The following is a 22,679-nucleotide window of genomic DNA, read 5'->3' as shown; positions in this document are numbered from 1 at the left end:
AGATAATGGCTTGCCTTGTTCTTAAAGCCAAAGTTCTGTTGTCTTTGCGCGGTCTCTCCTCAAGTTTACCAATCTGACTGCGCAAGCTCCCATCAGCCAGTATTTCCTGCCTCTGCCTATTATAAAAGATATTTCTAGCTAGATCTCTTTCAAATTTTTGAGGGGAGTAGAAATGATATTATATCCTATCTTGGGCAAAATATAGAATCAGGGGAGCTTGCATGAACTATCCGCGCAATCTTATTGGCTATGGCCGCAACACACCCGATCCTAAATGGCCAGGCGGGGCCAATATTGCTGTGCAATTTGTCATCAATTACGAAGAAGGCGGCGAAAGCTGCATTCTTGATGGTGACCCGGCTTCCGAGTGCCTTTTATCCGAGATTGTGGGAGCACAAGCTTGGAATGGGCAGCGCAATCTCAATATGGAATCCATATATGAATATGGAGCGCGTTCTGGATTTTGGAGATTATGGCGTGCATTCACCCGCCGCGATATACCGGTTACGGTCTATGGGGTGACGCTTGCAATGGCGCGCAACCCAGAAGCGGTTGCAGCCATGAAAGAGGCAGATTGGGAAATCGCCAGCCATGGTTTGCGCTGGCTTGAATATAAGGATTGCCCAGAAGAGGTAGAGCGCGAACATATTCGCGAAGCGGTGCGTCTTCATACGGAAATTACGGGTTCGCGTCCGCTTGGCATTTATCAGGGAAAACCGTCTGACAACACGCTTAAGCTGGTCATTGAAGAAGGCGGTTTTCTTTATTCATCTGATTCCTATGCAGATGAATTACCCTATTGGGTCAAAGGACGAGATAAGCCGCATCTGATCGTGCCCTATACGTTGGATGCAAATGATATGCGTTTTGTAACCCCGCAGGGTTTTAATACGGGTGAGCAGTTTTTCACCTATTTGAAGGATTGTTTCGACATTCTTTATCGCGAAGGGGCAGAAGGTGCAGCAAAGATGATGTCCATCGGGTTGCATTGCCGTATTGTTGGCCGTCCTGGCCGCATGGCCGCGCTGGAACGCTTTCTCGATTATGTGCAAGGCCATGAAAAAGTTTGGATAGCGAAGCGAGAAGAAATCGCCCGGCATTGGCATGAATATCATTCTCCACTTGTGCCGGAAATTGTGCCCTCGCAAAGCTCGCGCCAAGAGTTTGTCTCGCGATATGGCGGCATTTTTGAACATTCACCGTGGATTGCAGAACGTGCCTATGAGGCGGGGCTGTCGGAACTTGCTGATACCGCGTCGGGGCTTCATGCGCAGCTCTCGCGCATATTTAAAAACGCAAATGATGAAGAGAAATTGGGCGTTTTGCGCGCCCACCCCGATCTTGCCGGCAAACTTGCGCAAGCAAAGCGCCTTACCGCTGAATCCACCGCTGAACAAGCGTCAGCAGGACTAGATTTGCTCAGCGACGAAGAGCGGCGCGAATTTACCGAACTCAATGAAGCATATACGCAAAAATTCGGATTTCCGTTCATCATTGCTGTCAAGGGTCGCAGCAAGCATGAAATTCTGTCAGCCTTCAAACGGCGTCTGAATAATGACCGCGAAACCGAATTTAACACCGCTTGCGCGCAGGTTGAACGTATAGCGCTGCTGCGACTTCGAGATATTTTGCCCGAAACACTGTTCTAAGGACATTCAATATGAGCCGAAAATATTACGCCCCGACTGGCGGCCTGCCGCCGCAGACGCAATTGCTGACAGACCGGGCGGTATTTACGCAAGCCTATGCGGTTATCCCCAAAGGTACTTTTAGCGATATAGTAACGAGCTATCTGCCCTTTTGGGAAAAGACCCGCGCCTGGGTGATTGCGCGTCCCCTCTCCGGCTTTGCCGAGACTTTCTCGCAATATATCATGGAAGTGCAGCCGGGCGGTGGTAGCCAACGAGCGGAACTTGATGGAACCGCTCAGGGTGTTTTGTTTGTCGTTGAAGGCGAATTGACGGTCCAAATTCGGGGCGACAAACATGTGCTGACCGAGGGCGGATATGCTTATCTTCCACCACAATGCGGCTGGAGCGCATCAAATAATAGCGAACGCCCGGTTCGGTTTCACTGGATCCGCAAAACATATGAATATGTTGACGGGATTGATGTTCCGCCTCCGCTTTTTCTCAATGAAAAAGACATAGAACCCATTGCGATGCCGGATACAGACGGCGCGTGGTCTACAACGCGTTTCGTTGATCCCGAAGATCTACGGCACGATATGCATGTGAATATCGTGACTTTCGAGCCGGGCGGGGTCATTCCATTTCTCGAAACCCATGTGATGGAACACGGGCTATATGTATTGGAAGGGAAAGCGGTTTATCGGCTTAATCAAGATTGGGTCGAGGTGGAGGCCGGTGATTTCATGTGGCTGCGCGCCTTCTGCCCGCAAGCATGTTATGCAGGCGGGCCTGGTAGATTTCGCTATTTGCTCTATAAAGACGTAAACCGCCATATGAAATTATCACGATAAACAGACTTACAGAAAGAAAAGTCGAATAAACCCGCCTTTTCATTATCGCAATATTACTTTTATATTATAACCTCATATTGCTGCAAACTAATCTATATTAATAGTGCCACGCGTTTAATTGTCATTGAACCTCAGGATGAATCATGATCAATATTATTTAAGGGCTGGGGGGAACTCTTAAGCCCTTCGGATTGTCATTTCGAAGAGAATATATTTATGAAAAAACTTTCATTCCGTTTCGCCATTGCACTCGCTGCGCTCACCGCAACTCCTGCTTTAGCGGCTTCACTTCCGGGTGGTGCCAGTTCGCTTCAGGAAACTTATCAGGACTGGACAGTCAATTGTCAGTCACAAAATGACAGCATTATCTGCATGATGCGTCAGGATCAGAGCAGCCCGCAGACAGGACAACGGGTCCTGACGGCTGAATTTCGTGCCATTGATGGGACCAAGGCTGATGGTGTGCTTTTAATGCCATTCGGGCTTGATCTGGCCAAGGGTGCGGAGCTTAAATTCGATGAGGCTGCCGGGCCAAAACTTGCTTTTTCGACCTGCCTGCCACAGGGCTGTCTGGCACCGGCTAGCTTTGATGCTAAACAGGTGGGAAGCCTTAAAGCTGGCACCAATCTGAATGTCACAGCAACGGCACTCAACCCAAGCCAGGCAGTGAATTTTAAGGTTTCACTCAAAGGTTTTGCCGCAGCATTTGACCGAATGGTAGCCCTTACGAAATAATTCATTACGTGTTTTAAAAATGAAACCGCGCCGCAATCAGCAGCGCGGTTTATTTTATCAACCAGCAGCGCCCGAGGCGGTGACAAAGGCCAAATGCCTGCGCCAACGCACCGTCATCAATACCGCAGTCATGCCCAAACCGGCGGCCAGCCCGAACCATATGCCGATGCCTTCCAGCTGGAAGTAAAAGGCCAAAAGCGCGCCAAAGGGTAGCCCAACTCCCCAATAACCGAATAAGGCTAAATACATGGGAATGCGTGTATCTCGCAGCCCGCGCAGCATACCTGCCGCCACGGCTTGCGCTCCATCGACAATCTGAAAAAGTGCTGCCAGCGCTAGATAGAGCGTTGCCAATTTGATAACGGCAAAGTTTTCCGGATCATTCAGATTGAGGAATACGCCGATAAAAAGCCGCGGAAACAGAATGATCAGTAGGCCCATAAGCGCCATAAAGCCAACGCCTAGCACATATGCGCTCCACCCTGCATAGGCGATAGATTTTGGATCGCCTCGACCATAGGCACGACCAACCCGGACAGTTGCGACTTGGCCAAAGCCAAGGGGTACCATGAATGTGAGCGATGCAATCTGGATGGCCACCGCATGCGCAGCCATAGCGGTTGGTCCGATCAATCCCATCATGATAACGGCTGCATAAAATATCGAAGTTTCAAAAACGAAGGTCAGCGCCATCGGTATACCGATGCGCCAAAGCTCGACCAAGCGGGGCCAATCCGGACGCCAGAACCGGCCAAACAGACGATAGCGTTTAAACCGTCGATGGCAGAGCGTAACGATGGTGAGGCCGATAAACATCATGATGCTGGACAGTGTGGTGGCGATGCCTGCGCCATGCAATTCCATGCGAGGAAAGCCAAAATTTCCGAATATGAGCGCATATCCCGCCAATGCATTGAACCCGATTGCGAATACGGCAATCAAAAGCGTCCAGAGCGGTTTTTCCATTGCTGCGAAAAATGAACGCAACACCATATAAAACAGATAGGGGAGCAACGCCCATTGCAGCGTGCGCATAAAATCAATGGATCGCGCCGCTATGTCCGGCCTTTGCCCCATGAGGATAAAGATTTCCTCGGCATGCCAGAGCAGAAGCCAGATCGGAATTGTAATAATGATTGCAGTCCACATGCCTTGGCGCACAGTGCGGCGCACATCGCGCACCGAATGGCGATGCCGGCCCAGCGTGATTGCAATCATCGGCATGACAGCAGAAACTAGCCCGACCGAGAAAATCATCATTGTGTGATAAAGGCTGGAGGCCAGCAGGCCCGAGGCTAGCGTATCTGCCCCCAGCCGTCCGATGAATATAATATTCGTCGCGGTTAATATGGCCTGAGAGAGATTCGTGAATATTAGCGGCCACCCCAGCCGAAGCGATGAGGAAATATCTCTCATCCACCGCTGTGCACCAATATCATTCGTCCTGAAATCAGCCTGATTGACTGTCGTTTTCACATTATGCTCCCGAAACATCACAAGCCCAATGCTTTGGAATGTCTCATCATTTAGAAAATATACGTATGATGTCAGCGGCAGGTCTGAAACACACGGTATCTATGAGCATCGATCGCCCCATATCGGCTAGGGGAAGTTTGCGCCAAGGCGAAATTCCCCAGCTTTTCGTGTCGCTCAATTTCATAAGGGAACGTTGCGGGTGTTCCAGAAATTGATCCGGAGCCAAGCGGGCTGCGCATCGATTTGCACAATTATGTAAGGGACCGCTTTAGCAGCAAAACTTGAAAGCAGCCTGTCGAATGGATAGCAGAGTTAAGCAAAGAAGCAAATTGTAAGTCACAAACTTGCGTCATCCGCATAATCCGATCAATAGCAAATGTCGCAAGGCGGTATCTTGATGTCCGTTAATAGTTTGGACAGGACGATAACAAATATTACAACGGCATAGGCTCGGCACTTTGGGAGGGTAAAATGCGAAGCAGCAAGATTGTGCACATAGTCGGGTGCCATGCAGAAGGCGAAGTGGGTGATGTGATCGTTGGCGGAGTGGCCCCGCCGCCAGGCGCGACAATTTGGGAACAATCCCGTTTTATCGCCACAGATGAGAGCCTGCGCAATTTTGTGCTCAATGAGCCGCGTGGCGGCGTGTTTCGCCATGTCAATCTTCTGGTGCCAGCAAAGGATCCGCGCGCGCAAATGGGTTTCATTATCATGGAACCCGCAGATACTCCGCCCATGTCTGGTTCAAATTCGATCTGTGTTTCGACGGTGCTTTTGGATACAGGCATTATCCCAATGCAAGAACCGGTTACACGGATGATATTGGAAGCTCCCGGCGGGCTAATTGAAGTGGAGGCTGAATGCCGCAATGGCAAAGCAGAGCGCATCAGCGTGCGCAATGTTGCGTCTTTCGCTGACAAGTTAGATGCCTCTTTGGAAGTCGAGGGGCTTGGTACGCTAACCGTAGACACGGCTTATGGCGGCGATAGTTTTGTCATCGTTGACGCCGCTCAGATTGGCATGAAAATCGTGCCAGATCAGGCTCGGGAACTGGCGGAAATCGGTGTTAAAATAACAAAAGCCGCTAATGAGCAGCTTGGCTTTCGCCATCCGGAAAATGACTGGAACCATATTTCCTTTTGTCAGATTACCGAACCAGTAACGCGTGAAGGTGAGGTTTTGACCGGGGTGAACACGGTTGCAATTCGTCCGGCAAAGCTTGATCGATCACCAACGGGCACCGGCTGTTCGGCGCGTATGGCGGTGCTCCATGCAAAAGGTGAGATGAAGGTCGGCGAAAAATTTATCGGGAAATCGGTTTTAGGTACGGAATTTCATTGCCGCCTGGATAAGGAACTCACAATTGGCGGCAGGTCCGCTATCAGCCCCATCATTTCCGGCCGAGCTTGGGTGACTGGCACATCGCAGCTGATGCTTGATCCGGATGATCCATTTACCGAAGGCTATCGCCTGTCGGATACTTGGCCGAAGATGTTATAATACGATGCAGCCAAAAGTTTCAGCACCGCAATATTCTTGCGGTGCTGGGATATTTTAGCGTGGAAGATTGCAATTCCAGCAGGGCAATACGTGAATAATCGCCTCAATTGGGGAAACTGTATCAGTTGGGGTAACCGCAGCGTGGGATGCTGTTAGCGCCGAACCAAGAACAGCAGTGGTCAAAGTCAATGCAAGAACAACGTTTTTCATAAGGTTTGTCTCCAATATTATGACACTTTAGAGTGAACCTAGGCGGCAAGCTTCGCAATCGCTCGTTGTAGCCCCCATGTTCTAAGTGACAAAAAAGCCCCGCATGAAATAGAGTTTTGTATAAAAGCCTTACTGCTTAAAAGGACGACAATAATTCAAATCGTCATGATCTTTAAAATCTTGCAGCGCTTCTTTTGAGGCTTCAAGTTCTTCTTCGCTAGAGCTCTAAGCTGATACCAGAAAATTTCTAAACGCTGCTCTCAAGCCAGCAACGCGCGAAAGCGATATTTTATCCGTGGGTGGACATGGCTGCAATCTGTCCGGCAAAGCTGATCAATCACCAACCGTCACCGGTTGTTCGGCAATATTGGCACCCGACGCATGTTGTGCGCGGCTATTTTCGCTCGGTGATACTAGTCAGAAATGTTATAACGTTGCGCCATCGAAAGTTCCAACACCGCAAAGAATCTTTGCGGTGTTGGCATAGGCTTCTTAGCGTCTTTTAGTACTGAACCCAAATGGGATGTTACAGAACAATAAGCGGCACATAGCCAGTTGGCCACCACCATGAGAAGTCGAGATTTTCCTGGGAAGCCGTGGATTTATTAGCCGGAGCAACCTCGGCGTGGGATGCTGAGAGCGCTGAACCAAGAACAGCGGTGGTCAAAGTCAATGCAAGAATAACGTTTTTCATAAGGTTTGTCTCCAATATTATGACACCTTTAGAGTGAACCTAGGCGACAGGTTTCGCAATCGCTCGTTGTAGCCCCCATGTTCTAAGTGACAAAAAACCCCGCATGAAGCGGGGTTTTCTGTAAATTGTTCGTAATATGAAGGGAAATACCGATTAGGAGAAATCTAGCGGACGGTCGCCGTTTTCATCCTTAATGCGGGTCGGAAGACCGATATGATTGAGGATGTGAAGGAAAGGCTTAGGATTAAGCTCTTCCACATTGACCATTTTTTTCACATCCCATTCCCCAGAAGCGATCAGCATCGCGGCAGCAACCGGTGGAACTCCGGCCGTATAGGAAATTCCCTGTGAGCCAACTTCGTTGTAGGCTTCCTTATGATCGGCAACATTATAGATGAAGACTTCTGTCTCCTTGCCGTCTTTGGTGCCTTTGACAAAATCGCCAATACAGGTTTTGCCTTCATATTCAGGCGCAAGAGATGCCGGGTCCGGCAAAACCGCTTTAACCACTTTAAGCGGCACAACTTCCAGGCCTTCAGCGGTTTTAACCGGCTGTTCAGACAGAAGACCGAGATTATTCAGGACCGTAAACACATTGATATAATGATCACCAAAGCCCATCCAGAAGCGGATATCGGCATTTGGATAATGTTTGGCGAGTGAATGAACTTCATCATGCCCGGTCATATAGGCCTTGCGTTTGCCAACGACAGGGAGATCAAATTCCTTGCCGATTTCAAACATCTTATTGGTCTGCCACTGGCCCTTTTGCCAAGAATAGACGCGACCGGTAAACTCGCGGAAGTTGATTTCCGGATCAAAGTTTGTAGCAAACCATTTGCCGTGGGTTCCGGCATTGATATCGACGATATCGATGGATTTAACGTCATCAATATAATCATCTGCCGCTAGACGCGCATAGGCATTTACCACACCTGGGTCAAAGCCAATCCCGAGAATGGCGGTAATGCCTTTCTCTTCGCATTCTTTGAGGTGCTTCCATTCGTAATTATCATACCATGGTGGCGTCTCGCAGATCTTGTTAGGATCTTCGTGAATGGCCGTGTCCATATAAGCGGTACCAGTATCAATACAGGCGCGAAGAACCGACATGTTAAGGAATGGCGAGCCGACATTGATAACGATGTTGACGCCGGTCTTCTGGATCAAGGCTTTTGTAGCCTCGATATCCAGTGCATCCAGCGCATGTGCTTCAAGTTTCACCTCAGTTTTGAGGTTTTTCTTTTCGTGCACGGAATCGATAATTTTTCGGCACTTCTCAACCGTGCGGGACGCAATGTGTATATCTCCCAATACATCACTGTTTTGAGCGCATTTATGCGCCACGACCTGTGCTACGCCACCGGCGCCGATAATGAGAACATTCTTCTTCATTTTCTGTCGATGCTTCCTCTTCCAGCGGATGTCCCGCCATCTGTTTGCGTCCCGGCTCTCCTGCCCGCGGAACCTGTTGAACCTTGCGACTACGCGCAGATCAGTCTCAGGAGAGAGACTGTTCGAAGTCCGTGAAAGTAAATTCACGAACGACATTCACTGTGCCGTCGAGTTCTCGCACGGCAATCGCAGGCATTTTCACGCCATTGAACCAGTTTTTCTTGACCATGGTATAGCCAGCCGCATCCCGCACTGACAGGCGATCGCCAACCTTAAGCTCATGCTCAAAATTGAACTCACCAAACACATCGCCCGCAAGACAGGATTTACCGCAGATCATATAGCGATGTTCTCCCTTATTGGGGAGCATGGTTGCACTCTCCCGATAGATCAGAAGATCAAGCATATGCGCTTCGATTGAACTATCGACAATAGCAAGGTTCTTGCCATTAAAAAGCGTATCCAGAACCGTCACTTCCAAGGTTGTGGTGTTGGTTATTGAGGCTTCGCCCGGCTCCAGATAAACTTGCACGCCAAATTTTTCAGAGAAAGCTTTCAGGCGTGCGCAAAAATCATCAAGCGGATAATTTTCACCAGTGAAATGAATACCCCCGCCAAGGCTCACCCACTCGACGCGCTGCAAAAGCGAACCAAATTTCTCTTCGATTTGGTTGAGCATTTTGTCAAACAAAGAGAAATCCGAATTCTCGCAATTATTATGGATCATGAAGCCGGAAATCCGGTCCATTACCTTCTCAACCTTGGCAATATCCCATTCGCCAAGCCGACTGAATGGGCGTGCGGGGTCAGCCAGATCAAAGCTTGATGTCGAAACGCCCGGATTAAGCCGTAGGCCCCGGACTATTTTGGATGATTGCTCGGCAAAACGCTCAAGCTGGCCGATGGAATTGAAGATAATCTTATCCGCATTGGCGATGACCTCATCTATTTCGTGGTCAGCATAAGCCACGCTATAGGCATGGGTTTCACCACCAAATTTCTCATTACCCAATCGCACCTCATTGAGTGAGGACGAAGTTGTGCCATCCATATATTGGCTCATAAAATCGAAAACCGACCAGGTGGCAAAGCATTTGAGTGCAAGCAAAGCTTTGGCGCCCGACTTTTCCCGCACATAGGCGATGGTTTCCATATTGCGCTTTAGCTTGGTCTTGTCGATCAGGTAATAAGGCGTCTGGATCATGGGTGTTCCGGTATCGAAATCTGGGAAATCGGCCTTGCCAGCAGAGCTGAAAAAATCACCAGCGTGCTAGAAGCATCACAGATTAGGCTTATATGAAGCTTGTAGCAGAAACACAAATGTGACTCGTGCTATAACGTAATTATTTTCACTTTTCTTTGATTTATATAGGAGACCGCAGGAAGTTTTACATCTAAGAAATTTTCCGGCGATTATTTACGCCCGCATTACCCGCTTTTTGAAGAAACAATTTGAATGCGCAGCCCATTTCGTCGCGACAAGAAGCATCCTATAAGACGATTCTCGGCTAGGCATCGAGAAAGCTTTTACTGCCCAGACCGACAAGGATTACATTAAATGGAAAAACAGAAATCCGCTGGCAACGCTGCCAGCGCCACAGCAGGCTGGGGCGAATTATTTGCCGGGCGCAATGCCATTCGTTCGCTCACACTGGTGGGGGGCGTGGCTTTGCACGCGATCAACGTTTTTATAGCGACGACCATTCTGCCAACAGTCGTGAACGATATTGGCGGCATCGATTATTATGCCTGGAATACGGCACTATTTGTCACTGCATCCATTCTGGGGTCGGCCCTTATTCCGCGACTGCTATCGCAAACCGATCCGCGTAAAGCCTATCTCGTGGCTGCAATTATTTTCGCTGCCGGAACGCTCGGCTGTGGCTTTGCGTCTTCCATGCCGGTCATGCTGGCCGGTCGCGCAATACAGGGGCTTGGCGGAGGAATGTTGCTGGCGCTCTCTTACGCCATGATCCGCATCGTATTTGAAGACCGTCTCTGGCCGCGCGCCATTGCGCTTGTCTCGGGCATGTGGGGGGTTGCAACCCTCATTGGCCCCGCTGTTGGCGGTATGTTTGCAGAGCTTGGTGTTTGGCGCGCAGCTTTCTGGTCGCTGATCCCCGTGATTGCGATTTTTGCCGCCATTGCCATGATAATATTGCCCGCTGAGGCCAATAAGAAAGGCAGTGAGGACCGCCTGGCTTGGCGTCAGCTAATACTGCTAACTGGGTCTGTACTTGTCATCTCAGCGGCTAGCCTTTCGGCGGACAGTCTTGTCAATCTTGTTGGTGTTATAATTGCACTGGCTATGTTGATTTTACTCGTTCGCGTCGAGCGCCGCTCTGAAAAACGGATTATGCCCAAGGGCACTTTCCGTTTAAATCGTCTGGGCGCGCTTTATCTCACCATGGCATTTTTGAGCGCTTCGGTGACCAGCTCGGAAATTTTCCTACCGCTTTTTTTCCAGATATTGCATCATCAATCCCCGCTGATTGCGGGCTATCTGGCTGCAATTATGGGCGCTGGATGGACTTGTGGTTCGATCAGCTCTTCCGGCGTCTCAGCCAATAGTGCTGATCGCATCATTGTGGGAGCTCCGATTGTTACGGCTTTGGGAATGGTTGTGCTTGCCATTTTTGTCCCGCCCGGCAGTTCGGGACAATGGAGCTATATATTGCCGCTGTGCCTGATAATGGGTGTTATCGGATTTAGTGTTGGCATAACTTGGCCACATCTTTTGACCCGAATTTTCAGGCGCGCTGAACCGGAAGATCAAAATCTTGCCTCGGCATCTATCACAACAGTGCAGCTTTTTGCCACGGCTCTGGGGGCTGCACTCGCAGGAATGGCGGCCAATCTCGCTGGGCTGAGCGATCCGGGGGGTGTTGCGGGCACGGCCAGCGCATCGCTGTGGCTGTTTGTAAGTTTCGCGCTGATGGCAGTATTTGCGCTGTGTTTTGCAATCATCATGACCCGCAAAGCGTAAAAGCTTGGCCGGGGAATTTTACCCCGGAACCAATCAGAATTAGAACAGGGTTTCTTGTCGGTGCGTCGAAATTCCCCTTAATTGCGCTTTGGTTCTAGCGCATAGGGGCTTGATGTCTTGAAATATAATCATTATCTCGAACTGCGTAATCACCGGTCGACCGATGCGATGATATTCCTCGACACCTCGACTGCAAGACCGATCCGCGCAAGCCACCCATGGCAAGCCGTCTGTGGCGCACAGAACTATGTTCATGCGTGTATGAACGCTGTGCCAGACGACCTGACGCGGTGTTTTTGGCGGTGTTTTTGATTGTGATCAAAGCAGTTTATTGCGCGATTTATTAGATGACCCGCAGCCCAGTAAAAGCGAAACAGAGACAGTTCCAAGATGAGCAGCAATTTTAATCGGGAAACCGTCACCGACATTCACCATTGGACGGACACGCTTTTCTCGTTCCGTACGACGCGTGATCCGGGTTTCCGCTTTCAAAGCGGCCAGTTCATTATGATGGGATTAGAAATCGACGGAAAGCCGCTGACCCGCGCCTATTCGATTGCTTCTAGTCTTTATGAAGACGGCCTAGAATTCTTTTCGATCAAAGTGCCCGATGGTCCACTGACATCGAAACTGCAACATTTGAAAAAGGGCGATCAGGTCATCTTGAGCAAAAAGCCAGTGGGCACTCTGCTTTATGATAATCTGCTGCCGGGCAAGAATTTGTGGCTTTTATCGACCGGTACGGGTCTGGCGCCTTTCCTTTCGATCATTCGTGATCTGGAAGCCTATGACCGTTTCGAAAAAATCATTCTCGTCCATGGCGTGCGCCAGGTTTCGGAGCTCGCTTACACGGATTTCATCAGCAGTGAACTGCCGCAGGATGAATATTTGGGTGAGTTGGTCAAAGAAAAGCTGATTTACTATCCAACCGTCACGCGGGAACCTTATCGGAATCGCGGACGGCTGACGGATTTGATCCGTTCGGGCCAGCTATTCGAAGATGTGGAACTTCCAGAGTTCAACCATGAGGATGACCGCATGATGATATGCGGCAGCCCGGAAATGCTTATTGAAACCAAGCAGATTTTGGAAGATCGTGGCTTTAAGGAAGGCAGCCAGAGCACTGCCGGCCACTTCGTCATTGAAAAGGCGTTTGTTGAAAAATAAGCCGCAATAAGTTTTAAAGGGAGGTGGTCACCTCCCTTTATTTATTTGCTCGCTTTATTTATTTCCCGCTTTATTTCGTTGAAACAGGCTTGGCGCCCATAACATGCTCCGCACCGGGGAAATTGCGGGCTTTTACCTCTTCGGCATAGGCTTTTGCTGCATCAGAAATTTGCGGTGCAAGCATTGCAAAGCGTTTCACAAAACGCGGTGTGAAATCCTGAAATAGGCCAAGCATATCATCGCAAACCAAGATCTGACCGTCGCATGCGGCTGATGCACCAATACCGATGGTCGGAATTGCAAGGGTTTCGGTGATTTCTCGTGCCAAAGGCTCGTAAGTACCTTCGATAACCAATGCAAATGCGCCCGCATCGGCTATGGCTTTGGCATCGCGGCGGATTTGTTTGGCTTCTTCATCGTTGCGGCCAAGCGTGCGAAAACCGCCAACTGTGTTGACCTGTTGTGGCATCAAGCCAACATGGCCAAAGACGGGAATGCCGCGGCGCACCAGAAATTCAATCGTGTCGGCAATTTCTTCACCACCTTCAAGCTTAACGCCATCACAGCCGGTTTCTTTCATAATGCGGGCAGCGTTGCGAAAAGCTTGTTTTTTTGACTCCTCATAAGAGCCAAATGGCAGATCAACGATAACACATGCATGTTCTGCCCCGCGCATCACCGCTTGGCCATGAGCGATCATCATATCCATGCTGACGTTAAGTGTGGAATCCATGCCGTAAAGCACCATTCCCAACGAATCGCCCACGAGAAGAAGATCACAATGAGGGTCTAGCAAGCGGGTCATTGGTGTTGTGTAAGAGGTGAGGCTTACAATCGGTCGCTCACCCTTTAGTGCCGTGATTGCACGGGGCGAGAGGCGCTTTTTTCTTACAGTTGCACTCATTATGCCAGTTTTTCCTCTGTCAGGGCGCAATGACACGATTGTCGAGAAGTCGAGTTGTGCCAATACGAACAAATAGAGCGATCAGTACCGCCTTATTTTGCATTTGTGTAACCCGCTCTAGACTGTGCGGATCGCGCAAGGCCACAACTTCCGGCACAGCAAGGGGTTCGGTCTTGATAAAATCGCTAACGGCTTTTTCCAGCGCTTCTGGATCCTGCATGCCCGCACGATAAAGCCGCTCGGCCTCATCGAGTGCTTTGGGCACGATAATTGCCGCTGCCCGCTGCTCGGGCGTGAGATAGACATTGCGCGATGAACACGCAAGACCATCATTCTCGCGCACGGTTTCCACCCCAATGACCTCAATGGGTATGGCTAGATCCTCCACCATACGGCGGATGATGACCAATTGCTGGAAGTCTTTTTCACCAAAATAAGCGCGGTTCGGGCCGACAATATTGAACAATTTTGTCACAACTGTTGCGACACCGGCAAAATGACCGGGGCGCGCCTCGCCTTCCATTTGCGACCCTAAAGAAGGCACATCGACGACGGTTTGCATTGGGCGCGGATACATATCTGAAACGGAAGGCGCGAAAACATAATCCACGCCTGCCTGACGCAGCAGCTCGGCATCTCGATCCAGATTACGCGGATATTTTTCTAAATCCTCATTCGGGCCGAATTGCAACGGATTGACAAAAATCGAAGCAATGCACACCGCGTTTTCTTCCCGCGCGCGGTGGATAAGCGCCAAATGTCCTTTGTGAAGATAACCCATAGTCGGCACAAAACCGATATCACGATCAGCACGCTTGAGTGGTGCCAGTTGCTGACGCAAAGCGTCAACAGTGTGAATAATCTGCATGGACAGCCCTTCCCTGCCTTCCGTCAGTTTTAGGCTGTCCTACAGTTTCGCCTTTCAGAACACAATAGACTGATGCTTGTCTATGCCTTACGGATTATCGACTGCGCCGACCGTATTGCCTACTGCACGGCCAAAGCGACCAACCTGCTCCTGATAGGTTTTGCGGGTATTGGGGTCGAACACAGCAATCGGTGCGCTAACCACAAGACTTGCCGCGGTCCCTACCCCTTGCGCAGTGCCAAGTGCTACAGCACCAAGCCGTTCACCCAGTCCCACGTCAGAATCGGTGATGGTCTGACCGGCAACAAGACGTTTTCCGATGAGCTGAACCACTTCCGGGCTGGACGCGAATTTAGCATGGTTGAGGCTATCGCCAGTTTTGAGCTGTGTCAGGTCAAGAACCACGATTCCTGCTTGCTCAAGCTCCGAGCGATAGGGTTCAGCAGAGGGGTCAATCTGGCCTAAACGGTCAATATTGCCGGAAATGCGACGCGAAAGGCTGAGCGCTTTATCATCGCGCGAGGTAAAGAGCGTGAAACGCGGATGGTTCTTGCCCATGGCAAGAAATTGCTTGCGGAACACATCAACATCAAGATCAGGCGATGCCAAAATGACATCGGTAATTTTTGAATTCACATGGCCGTCGCGGATGGCCATTTGGCGCAAAGCTTCAACCGTCAGCCAGCTACCCATTGAGTGGGCCATAATGACGATGTCTTTGACATCTGGCGTCTCAGCGATACGGCGCAAGGTTATTTCCAGCGCATCGCGTGAATAATTGGTGCTCTCTTTATCGTAATTATAATCAAAAATGCTGGCCCGCGATGGCCAGGTGAAAATTACGGGAGCAACATCGGCTTGCGAATCGTGCACGATCTGCGCAAAGCGATAGACCGAATCTTCAAAAGTATTATTGAACCCATGAACGAAAACCATGACACGGTGTGTTTTGGTCAAATGTTCACGCAGCCACTTGGAAGCGCCCTTCTCGCCATTTACTGGCTCCACGCCAACAGTCGTGAAATCTTTCGACGGATCAGGCGGCAGCTTTTTGGGCCACTGAACTTCGCCAACTTTGCGATTTTTTTCGGGGGGAATGGATACGGTTATGTCGGTAAGCGTGATCTCGTCATCGCGCTCGCCGGAAAAAAGCGTACCCCTATCGCCCGATGGCGCACGGGTGGTGGCGACTAGCAAATTCACTTCAGAAGCTTGGGGAACAGTCTCGTCAATAGGCACCAGAACACCTACCGGACGGCTGGCGCAACCCGCCAATAACGAAAGCACTACCAATAATATCGGTCCGGTGCGCTCAATGAGGTTGCGCAAATTTGTTCTCCCCGATGGCGAATGTTTAAATGTCTATTGCCATATAGACTTATCCTAATGGGATAAGCCAAGCAGGTTTTTCCTTCATTCCCAGAAAAAACACATGAGTGCGGCTTCCCGGCTACACACTGTTTCATATCTGATGCTTTGCCAGCAAAGCGTGATGAGCCATATTATAATCAATAAGCAAAGGAATTTCCTTTGCGCAGGAGAGCCATCATGTCTTCCGATATCTCATATCATAAGGCCCAGCCCCAGCTTTTGGGATTACACCATCTCACCGCTATTACGGCCGACGCGGCCGCCAATCGGCGCTTTTACACTGAAACGCTGGGAATGCGGCTAGTGAAAAAGACTGTTAATCAGGATGATACCAGTGCCTATCACCTGTTTTACGCCGATGCACTCGCCTCGCCCGGAACAGATATTACATTCTTTGATTGGCCAGTTGCACGCGAGCGCCGCGGAACTCACAGTGTCTCGCGCACGGGATTACGGGTGAATGGCATTGAAAGCCTGGATTGGTGGCGCAATCATCTCAAACAGCAAGGCATTGAAAGCAGCGAGATTTTTGAAATTGCTGGCAGGGCAGTCGTCGATTTTGAGGACCCCGAAGGTCAACGCTTACGGCTTACCGATGATGGAGGGTTAGGCGATGCGCACCCTTGGGATAAAAGCCCATTGCCGGAAAACCATCAGATTCGCGGATTGGGCCCGATTACGCTCAGCGTTCCAGAACTTACACCGACGAAGCTGGTGCTGGAAAAGGTGATGAATATGCGTGAAGTGGGCGACTATGCGTCGCCCGATGGGGAAGGACCTGTGCATATATTTGCGATGGGCCCAGGCGGGGCGGGTGCAGAAGTTCATGTTGCTGTTCAGCCAGACTTGCCTGCTGCGCGGCAGGGCGCTGGCGCGGTGCATCACGTTGCTTTCCGTACGCCAGATCAGGACACTATGTTGGAGTGGGTCGATCGAGTTCGCGCATTTCGCATTCCATCCAGTGGCGAAGTGGAACGCTATTATTTCCGTTCACTTTATTTTCGCGAACCTAATGGGATCTTATTCGAAATTGCAACGGATGGGCCGGGCTTTGCAGTCGATGAGCCTATGGAAAGTCTTGGTGAGCGCCTCTCGCTCCCGCCTTTTCTCGAACCCCGACGTAAGCAGATTGAAAAGGGATTAAAGCCGCTTGATTAATCAGACCCAAAGGCCGTCGCAAAGGCGGTCTTTTATTTTTAGAGGTTTTATTGTTGGCGCTTTGTCGCCTCCCCTGTTTTTTAGTGGTGACTTTTCAAGAGCACGAAAGCGGCAAGAAACATTGCGGTCATGCATAAAATTCGACCTAGCTAAACTCCCGCTTGTGCAATGAACGAACAAGCAGAAACAGAACATCACAAAAGCGAACGGGAAGTTGAAAAAGAAAAAGGCCGCGCGGGAGGAGGATGCGCGGCCTGATCTTGAATACGGCGTTAGGAGGAGGAGTGCCGTATCCGCATCGAGCTCTGGGAGGAGGAGTGAGCTCGATGGCCACTATCTAGCTTTTGGATCGTTTCTACTCAATGACCATTATCGCATAGCAGTTATGCAAATTATGCCCTACTCCGAATTTCATGCCGGATCGGGCCAATCTGCGAAACATGATTCCCCATTATCGCCCGAAATGGTAAACTACGGACATTGATTGATGGAGGCAGTTGGACGGAGGGCAATCGAAGGGAGGCCACCATGCAAGGTCAGGTTATTTTTTATAAAGCAGACAGAATCATTTACCGGCACCATATCGATATTCACGATGATGATTTTTCCCAAGGTGTGAACGAAGCTCTGATCGCTTTTCAGCGTCAATATTCGGGTTTCGATCTCGCAAATGATGAAATTCAAATCCGGTTTAAACGGCCCGGTGAAGTTTGAACATTATTCGATCTTTTAGGCCGCCGCTTTTAAGCCGCCACAGGATTATGCCCTACGGCCCCTACGGCGCCGATAAATATCGCGACTTGTAAAAAAGCTGTTGGGAACGTGATGGCATTGCTTCTTTCCGCAGTTGCCATCTACTTATTTAGATATACCTAAGTTTGTGCACAATTGTGCGTGCACGAAAAAGGTAAGTGATTTGTCTAAAACATTAATCATTGCCGGAAACGGGCCTATTAAGCGCGATTTAACAGCGCAAATTGATGCCGCTGACTATGTTTTGCGCTTTAATGAACCCAGAGATAACCGAAATTTTATCGGAACGAAAACCGATCTGTTGATGCTGGCGTCATCCAGCAAGCAAATGCAGCAATGGATCACAGATCCGGCATTTCTTGAAACTGAAATTGTGCGCAATACGCCGGAAATTCTCTTTGCTTTTCATCCCAGCATCATCCGCAGATTTCATCATCACCCCAATTTCCTCTCCCGCCTTAAAGGCCGACGCGCCGACTGGACTGTGCAGGCGATCGATTATTTTGGCCAGGCAGGAAAGACAATTCGCATCATGCCGTCGCAATATTATTTCGACGTTTGTAATGAGCTCGGCATCACGCGCGACCAGATGAAAGATATTTTCCCAAGTACCGGTTTTTTTGGCATTTGGCTCGCGCTCCAGCAGAATAAAACCAAAGAATGGGACATTAAAATCTGTGGTTTTGGCTGGCAGGGCTGGAAACGACATAATTGGGATGCCGAAAGACAGTGGGTCGAAGAGCGAATGAAAGAAGGAAAACTGTCGATACTTGAGTAAGTGATGAAATAAAAGACAAGAAAATTCCACTTGCGAAATGAAAAAACTTGGCAGATATAGAGATAGCCGAGCGGCTTATTTTACTCCATACTCGCTGGTCCGCATGAACGTTAAAGCCTTCATCATCCATTTAGCACGGGCCACCGAGCGCAATCCGCAAGTGGAAAAACTCATTCGCGAATTGCCCGAAAAGGCAAGCATTATCGACGCGGTTGATAGTTGTGATTTGACCACGCAAATGATTGCGCAGGTTTATAAGCGCAAGCTCCACACTCCGTTTTACCCATTCGGGCTCAGTCGCAATGAGATTGCTTGCTTTCTGTCACATCGCAAAGCGTGGCAGGCGATTGTCGATCAAAAGCTGGATGCGGGATTTATCGTTGAGGACGATATTGAGCTGACAGACTGCTTCATGAGCGCATTTCGCGCAGCGCTTAACCATTTAGAGCCGGGCGGGTTCATCCGTTTTGCTTTTCGCGAGGGGCGTGAACAGGGTCGTGAAGTTTTTCGCAATGGGCAAGTGCGGCTGATCATACCCAACCCGATCGGGCTTGGCATGGTTGCCCAGCTTGTCAGCTATGATGCGGCAGTAAAATTATTGGAGGCGACACGCCAATTTGATCGGCCTGTTGACACCACTGTTCAATTGCGCTGGGTTACTGGCTTGCAGCCATTGACTGTTATACCGGGTGGCGTACGCGAAATTTCTTCAAAACTGGGCGGCACAACCGTACAAATAAAAAAGACGCTTGCAGATAAGCTAGTGCGTGAAATTATGCGTCCGATTTATCGCATGCGCATCCGCAACTTTTCCGCAAAGGCAAAATGAGCTGATGGCGGTTCCGGTACTTCTTTATCATCAGATTGCCCCATTGCCGCACAAGAAAATCCCGTTTCGGGGATTGTGGGTGCATCCGGATAAATTTCGTACTCAAATGCGCTGGCTCAAACGTTTGGGTTATCAGGGGCTCTCATTACGCAATGCCATGCCCTATATTAAGGGTGAAAAGACGGGCAAAGTGGCCGTTATTACCTTTGATGATGGCTTTTTGAATGTTTACGAAAATGCGCTGCCGATCCTCTCGGAATTTGGTTTTACAGCCACCAATTATTTTGTGGCCAACCAAATTGGCGGCAGCAATATATGGGATAAGGTGACCGGAGTTCCGCTTTCGCCCTGCATGTCGCTGGCACAAATGCGGGAATGGGCAAAGCTTGGCCATGAGGTGGGCGCGCATACGCTGGATCATGTTAATCTGGAGCAGACACCGGACGCAGAAGCAAAACGGCAAATCGAGCAATCCAAAATCAAATTGGAAGACATGCTCGGAGAAGCGGTGACGAATTTTGCCTATCCCTATGGCGGCAATTTTCCTATTCACCGCGAGATGTGCCGGGAAGCGGGATTTGAAACCGCAACAACAACTGTACGCGCCCGGGCGCGGGCTAGTGATGATCCGTTTGGGATGCCGCGTGTCTATGTGCGTAGACGTGATTTATCACCGAAATTCATTTTTCGGCTGATGAGCCGATAAAACGACAGTTCCATTGATTAGAAACAATGCTTTAGCCTCGCAGCGTGGCAAATTGCCCATCATTGCGCCATGGACGCAGGAAACCAAAAGCGCTACTAACACGCAGACAAGGAGCGCATAATGGATTATCGCCGTTTTTTCGAAGAAGCGATTGATCAGTTGCACGCCGAGAAGCGCTATCGCGTTTTCGCTGATCTTGAACGCATTGTGGGACGTTTTCCCCGTGCTCTCTGGCGTAACAATGGCATGAGTCGCGAAATAACCGTTTGGTGTTCAAATGACTATTTGGGCATGGGGCACCATCCGGATGTCATTAAAGCTATGTGTGACACAGCAAAGTCTGTCGGCACCGGTGCTGGTGGTACCCGCAATATTTCGGGCAATAGCCATCCGCTTGTTCAACTGGAAGCCGAGCTTGCAGATCTGCATGGCAAAGAAGCTGGATTGGTTTTCACTTCAGGTTTCATTTCCAACGAAGCGTCAATTTCGACGATCGGGCGGTTGCTGCCCAATTGTCTCATTCTTTCGGATGAGCTTAATCACGCCTCGATGATCGAAGGTGTGCGCCGTTCGGGTGCGGAGAAAAAGATTTTCCGTCATAATGACGTTGAGCATTTGGAGCAGTTGCTAAAGGCTGCTGATCCTTCTCGCGCCAAGCTGATCGTGTTTGAATCTGTCTATTCGATGGATGGCGATATTGCGCCTATCGAAAAGATAGCGGATCTCGCAGATAAATATAATGCGATGACCTATATTGATGAGGTTCATGCGGTTGGCATGTATGGTGAGCGGGGCGGTGGTATCACCGACCGTGACAATCTTGCTCATCGCATCGACATTATCGAAGGTACGCTGGCAAAAGCCTTTGGTACGCTGGGCGGCTACATTACCGGTTCGCGCGCGATCATTGATGCGGTCCGCTCCTATGCGCCGGGCTTTATTTTCACAACTTCGCTGCCGCCAGCAGTTGCATCTGCTGCCACCGCGTCAATCCGCCACCTGAAAGCGTCGAATGAAGAGCGCGCTGGCCAGCAACGTCAGGCGCAGCGTACCAAGGATATATTGTCAGCGGCAGGCCTGCCGGTGATGCCATCGGAAACGCATATTGTTCCGGTTCTGGTCGGTGATCCTGAACTTTGCAAAAAGGCAAGTGATCGCCTGCTGCAAGTACATGGCATCTATATTCAGCCGATTAATTATCCGACAGTTCCGCGCGGTACCGAGCGTCTACGCATCACTCCGACGCCATTCCACGATGATGCACTTATCGATGGTCTGAAAGAAGCGTTGATAGAGGTATGGAACGAGCTTGGTATTCCATTTGCCGAGCCAGATGCTCCTAAGGTAGCAGCGTCTGACCGGGTTATTCCGCTGATGGTTTCGCAGGCGGGCGGTTAAGTTACCGTTGCATAGGGATTAAAGGCCGGTTTAACCGGCCTTTTTTTGCATCTGGCGTTGAGCCAGATCGCCTGAATTGTCGTGAGCTATTATCGGGCGTTAATCCAGCTCACCAGTCTTTCAGCCGCTTCATCAACCTGCTGCGGATTGCGACCAAAGCAGAGGCGGAAAAACCCTTCGCCACCCACGCCAAAAGCACTGCCCGGAGCAAGGCCAACATTGGCCTGATCAACCATATCTATTGCTGCCTGCAAGGAATTGCTCACCCCATCCACGCCGAAGAAAAGATAAAATGCTCCTTCGGGTGGCGTCAGGCTGACTTTACCTGTCGATTGCAATGTCGCGCAAAGACGATCACGGACTTGGTGAGCGCGCTCAACCTGCATCGCAACAAAATCATCGCCATGATCAAGTGCCGCGACCGCGCCGCGCTGCATGAATTGTGCAACGCCGGAATTGGAATATTGGATCAAGTTCTCGACCACGGGGCCAAGCGAAGGATGCACTGTCATCCAGCCAATCCGCCAGCCAGTCATCGCCCAGTTTTTGGAGAAGGAATTGACAAATAAAATTCGATCTTCTGGCTCCATAATATCCATGAAGGATGGTGCGCGACGCCCGCCATAATAGAATTGGGCGTAAATTTCATCGGCGATGATCCAGATGCCTTTTTCACGCGCTAAATCAAGAATGTATTGTAAAGTTTCACGATTGGCGGTCCATCCGGTGGGATTTGACGGCGTATTAATAAAGAGCGCACGCGTTTTAGGCGTTATCGCTGATGCGATTTTTTCAGGATCAAGCATCCAGCCATTTGGGCCAAAATCTAACGATACAGGCACCGGCGTAGCCCCCGCAAGGCCAGCCGCGCCTACGAAATTTGGCCAGGCGGGCGAGAGATAGATTGCTTCTTCCCCCGCACCGGTGGTGGCTTTTAGCGCCATTTCAATGGCGTGCATGCCGGAGCCAGTGACATAGAAATTTTCGGGCTGAAAACTCTGCGAAAAATGCCGCTGGTGATAACGCGCTAGCGCCTCACGCAATTCTGGGATGCCAGCCTGCCATGTATAAAAGGTCTCGCCATCGATAATGCTCTTTTGCGCTGCCTCACGAATAAATTCAGGCGTCGGCAAATCACCTTCACCCACCCATAAAGGAATGATGCCCGGTTTATTTCGACCGTGATCGGCAACCTGAATAATTCCGCTTTGCGGCGAGTTGGCTGCTTCTTGGCGAAGGTTAGCAATCAGCGTCATTAAAATTGTTCCC

Annotated in this window: 21 protein-coding genes; 12 read left to right on the top strand and 9 right to left on the bottom strand. The window is 50.0% G+C overall.

All coding sequences use genetic code 11. From position 1 onward, the window contains the following. The first annotated feature begins 221 nt into the window (after positions 1-221). From puuE to C7374_RS02550, 3 genes are all read left to right on the top strand, one after another. Positions 222-1,649, top strand: coding sequence for an allantoinase PuuE (puuE, locus tag C7374_RS02560; RefSeq protein ID WP_111574024.1), 1,428 nt, complete (start codon positions 222-224; stop codon positions 1,647-1,649). Between the two features lie 11 nt (positions 1,650-1,660). Next, a complete protein-coding gene (locus C7374_RS02555; protein ID WP_111574023.1) occupies positions 1,661-2,482 on the top strand; it encodes a bifunctional allantoicase/(S)-ureidoglycine aminohydrolase in 822 nt (273 codons plus the stop codon). Positions 2,483-2,698: 216 nt separating this feature from the next. Continuing rightward, positions 2,699-3,217, top strand: coding sequence for an invasion associated locus B family protein (locus C7374_RS02550; protein WP_111574022.1), 519 nt, complete (start codon positions 2,699-2,701; stop codon positions 3,215-3,217). 57 nt (positions 3,218-3,274) lie between these two features. On the opposite strand, the gene C7374_RS02545 is transcribed toward C7374_RS02550, so the two are convergent. Next, complete coding sequence (locus tag C7374_RS02545) at positions 3,275-4,633, bottom strand: MATE family efflux transporter (protein WP_245412569.1); 1,359 nt, start codon at positions 4,631-4,633, stop codon at positions 3,275-3,277. Between the two features lie 531 nt (positions 4,634-5,164). Here C7374_RS02545 and C7374_RS02540 point away from each other — a divergent pair. After that, the gene (locus C7374_RS02540; protein ID WP_111574020.1) at positions 5,165-6,193 is read left to right on the top strand and encodes a trans-3-hydroxy-L-proline dehydratase; all 1,029 of its coding nucleotides are present in this window, start codon (positions 5,165-5,167) and stop codon (positions 6,191-6,193) included. 54 nt (positions 6,194-6,247) lie between these two features. Here the strand turns inward: C7374_RS02540 and C7374_RS15875 are convergent, their stop codons facing one another. The 4 genes from C7374_RS15875 to nspC all read right to left on the bottom strand — a co-directional run bounded on the left by C7374_RS15875 (position 6,248) and on the right by nspC (position 9,696). Next, on the bottom strand, positions 6,248-6,403 hold the full coding sequence (locus C7374_RS15875) for a hypothetical protein (RefSeq protein WP_158527792.1): 156 nt from the start codon (positions 6,401-6,403) through the stop codon (positions 6,248-6,250). A 526-nt stretch (positions 6,404-6,929) separates the two neighbouring features. Beyond that, positions 6,930-7,097: a hypothetical protein gene (locus C7374_RS15870; protein ID WP_158527791.1), complete on the bottom strand. Its 168-nt coding sequence runs from the start codon at positions 7,095-7,097 to the stop codon at positions 6,930-6,932. 153 nt (positions 7,098-7,250) lie between these two features. Further along, complete coding sequence (locus C7374_RS02535) at positions 7,251-8,492, bottom strand: saccharopine dehydrogenase family protein (RefSeq protein ID WP_111574019.1); 1,242 nt, start codon at positions 8,490-8,492, stop codon at positions 7,251-7,253. A 106-nt stretch (positions 8,493-8,598) separates the two neighbouring features. Then, complete coding sequence (nspC, locus tag C7374_RS02530; RefSeq protein WP_111574018.1) at positions 8,599-9,696, bottom strand: carboxynorspermidine decarboxylase; 1,098 nt, start codon at positions 9,694-9,696, stop codon at positions 8,599-8,601. 354 nt (positions 9,697-10,050) lie between these two features. On the opposite strand from nspC, the gene C7374_RS02525 reads away from it, so the two are divergent. Together C7374_RS02525 and C7374_RS02520 are read left to right on the top strand one after the other, a co-directional pair. Beyond that, the gene (locus C7374_RS02525; protein ID WP_111574017.1) at positions 10,051-11,478 is read left to right on the top strand and encodes an MFS transporter; all 1,428 of its coding nucleotides are present in this window, start codon (positions 10,051-10,053) and stop codon (positions 11,476-11,478) included. 390 nt (positions 11,479-11,868) lie between these two features. Beyond that, positions 11,869-12,645, top strand: coding sequence for a ferredoxin--NADP reductase (locus C7374_RS02520; protein ID WP_111574016.1), 777 nt, complete (start codon positions 11,869-11,871; stop codon positions 12,643-12,645). A gap of 70 nt (positions 12,646-12,715) precedes the next feature. On the opposite strand, the gene panB is transcribed toward C7374_RS02520, so the two are convergent. The 3 genes from panB to C7374_RS02505 form a co-directional block, all read right to left on the bottom strand. Continuing rightward, positions 12,716-13,549: a 3-methyl-2-oxobutanoate hydroxymethyltransferase gene (panB, locus tag C7374_RS02515; RefSeq protein WP_111574015.1), complete on the bottom strand. Its 834-nt coding sequence runs from the start codon at positions 13,547-13,549 to the stop codon at positions 12,716-12,718. Between the two features lie 19 nt (positions 13,550-13,568). Continuing rightward, entirely contained in the window at positions 13,569-14,417 is an 849-nt protein-coding gene (gene panC / locus C7374_RS02510) for a pantoate--beta-alanine ligase (protein ID WP_111574014.1), read from the bottom strand. An 87-nt stretch (positions 14,418-14,504) separates the two neighbouring features. After that, positions 14,505-15,746, bottom strand: a complete 1,242-nt coding sequence (locus C7374_RS02505; RefSeq protein ID WP_111574013.1) for an alpha/beta hydrolase — start codon at positions 15,744-15,746, stop codon at positions 14,505-14,507. A gap of 219 nt (positions 15,747-15,965) precedes the next feature. On the opposite strand from C7374_RS02505, the gene C7374_RS02500 reads away from it, so the two are divergent. The 6 genes from C7374_RS02500 (at position 15,966) to hemA (ending at position 21,410) form a co-directional block, all read left to right on the top strand. Continuing rightward, a complete protein-coding gene (locus C7374_RS02500; protein ID WP_111574012.1) occupies positions 15,966-16,946 on the top strand; it encodes a ring-cleaving dioxygenase in 981 nt (326 codons plus the stop codon). 528 nt (positions 16,947-17,474) lie between these two features. Beyond that, positions 17,475-17,660 carry a hypothetical protein gene (locus tag C7374_RS02495; RefSeq protein ID WP_111574011.1) on the top strand — a complete coding sequence of 62 codons (186 nt, stop codon included), beginning with the start codon at positions 17,475-17,477 and terminating at the stop codon, positions 17,658-17,660. A 202-nt stretch (positions 17,661-17,862) separates the two neighbouring features. After that, a complete protein-coding gene (locus C7374_RS02490) occupies positions 17,863-18,477 on the top strand; it encodes a glycosyltransferase family 29 protein (RefSeq protein WP_111574010.1) in 615 nt (204 codons plus the stop codon). 103 nt (positions 18,478-18,580) lie between these two features. Next, positions 18,581-19,306 carry a glycosyltransferase family 25 protein gene (locus C7374_RS02485; protein WP_111574257.1) on the top strand — a complete coding sequence of 242 codons (726 nt, stop codon included), beginning with the start codon at positions 18,581-18,583 and terminating at the stop codon, positions 19,304-19,306. Between the two features lie 4 nt (positions 19,307-19,310). Then, positions 19,311-20,012: a polysaccharide deacetylase family protein gene (locus tag C7374_RS02480; RefSeq protein WP_111574009.1), complete on the top strand. Its 702-nt coding sequence runs from the start codon at positions 19,311-19,313 to the stop codon at positions 20,010-20,012. 120 nt (positions 20,013-20,132) lie between these two features. Next, on the top strand, positions 20,133-21,410 hold the full coding sequence (hemA, locus tag C7374_RS02475; protein WP_111574008.1) for a 5-aminolevulinate synthase: 1,278 nt from the start codon (positions 20,133-20,135) through the stop codon (positions 21,408-21,410). Positions 21,411-21,499: 89 nt separating this feature from the next. On the opposite strand, the gene C7374_RS02470 is transcribed toward hemA, so the two are convergent. Then, positions 21,500-22,666 (bottom strand): pyridoxal phosphate-dependent aminotransferase, encoded by a 1,167-nt coding sequence (locus C7374_RS02470; RefSeq protein WP_111574007.1) that lies wholly within the window; start codon positions 22,664-22,666, stop codon positions 21,500-21,502. Positions 22,667-22,679: the final 13 nt, after the last annotated feature.

Origin of the sequence: Falsochrobactrum ovis, assembly GCF_003259955.1 — a bacterium.
In the GTDB taxonomy this organism is placed as follows: Bacteria; Pseudomonadota; Alphaproteobacteria; order Rhizobiales; family Rhizobiaceae; genus Brucella; species Brucella ovis_A.
Note: the sequence above shows the minus strand (reverse complement) of the source record. Positions and strands in the feature narration are given on the sequence as shown.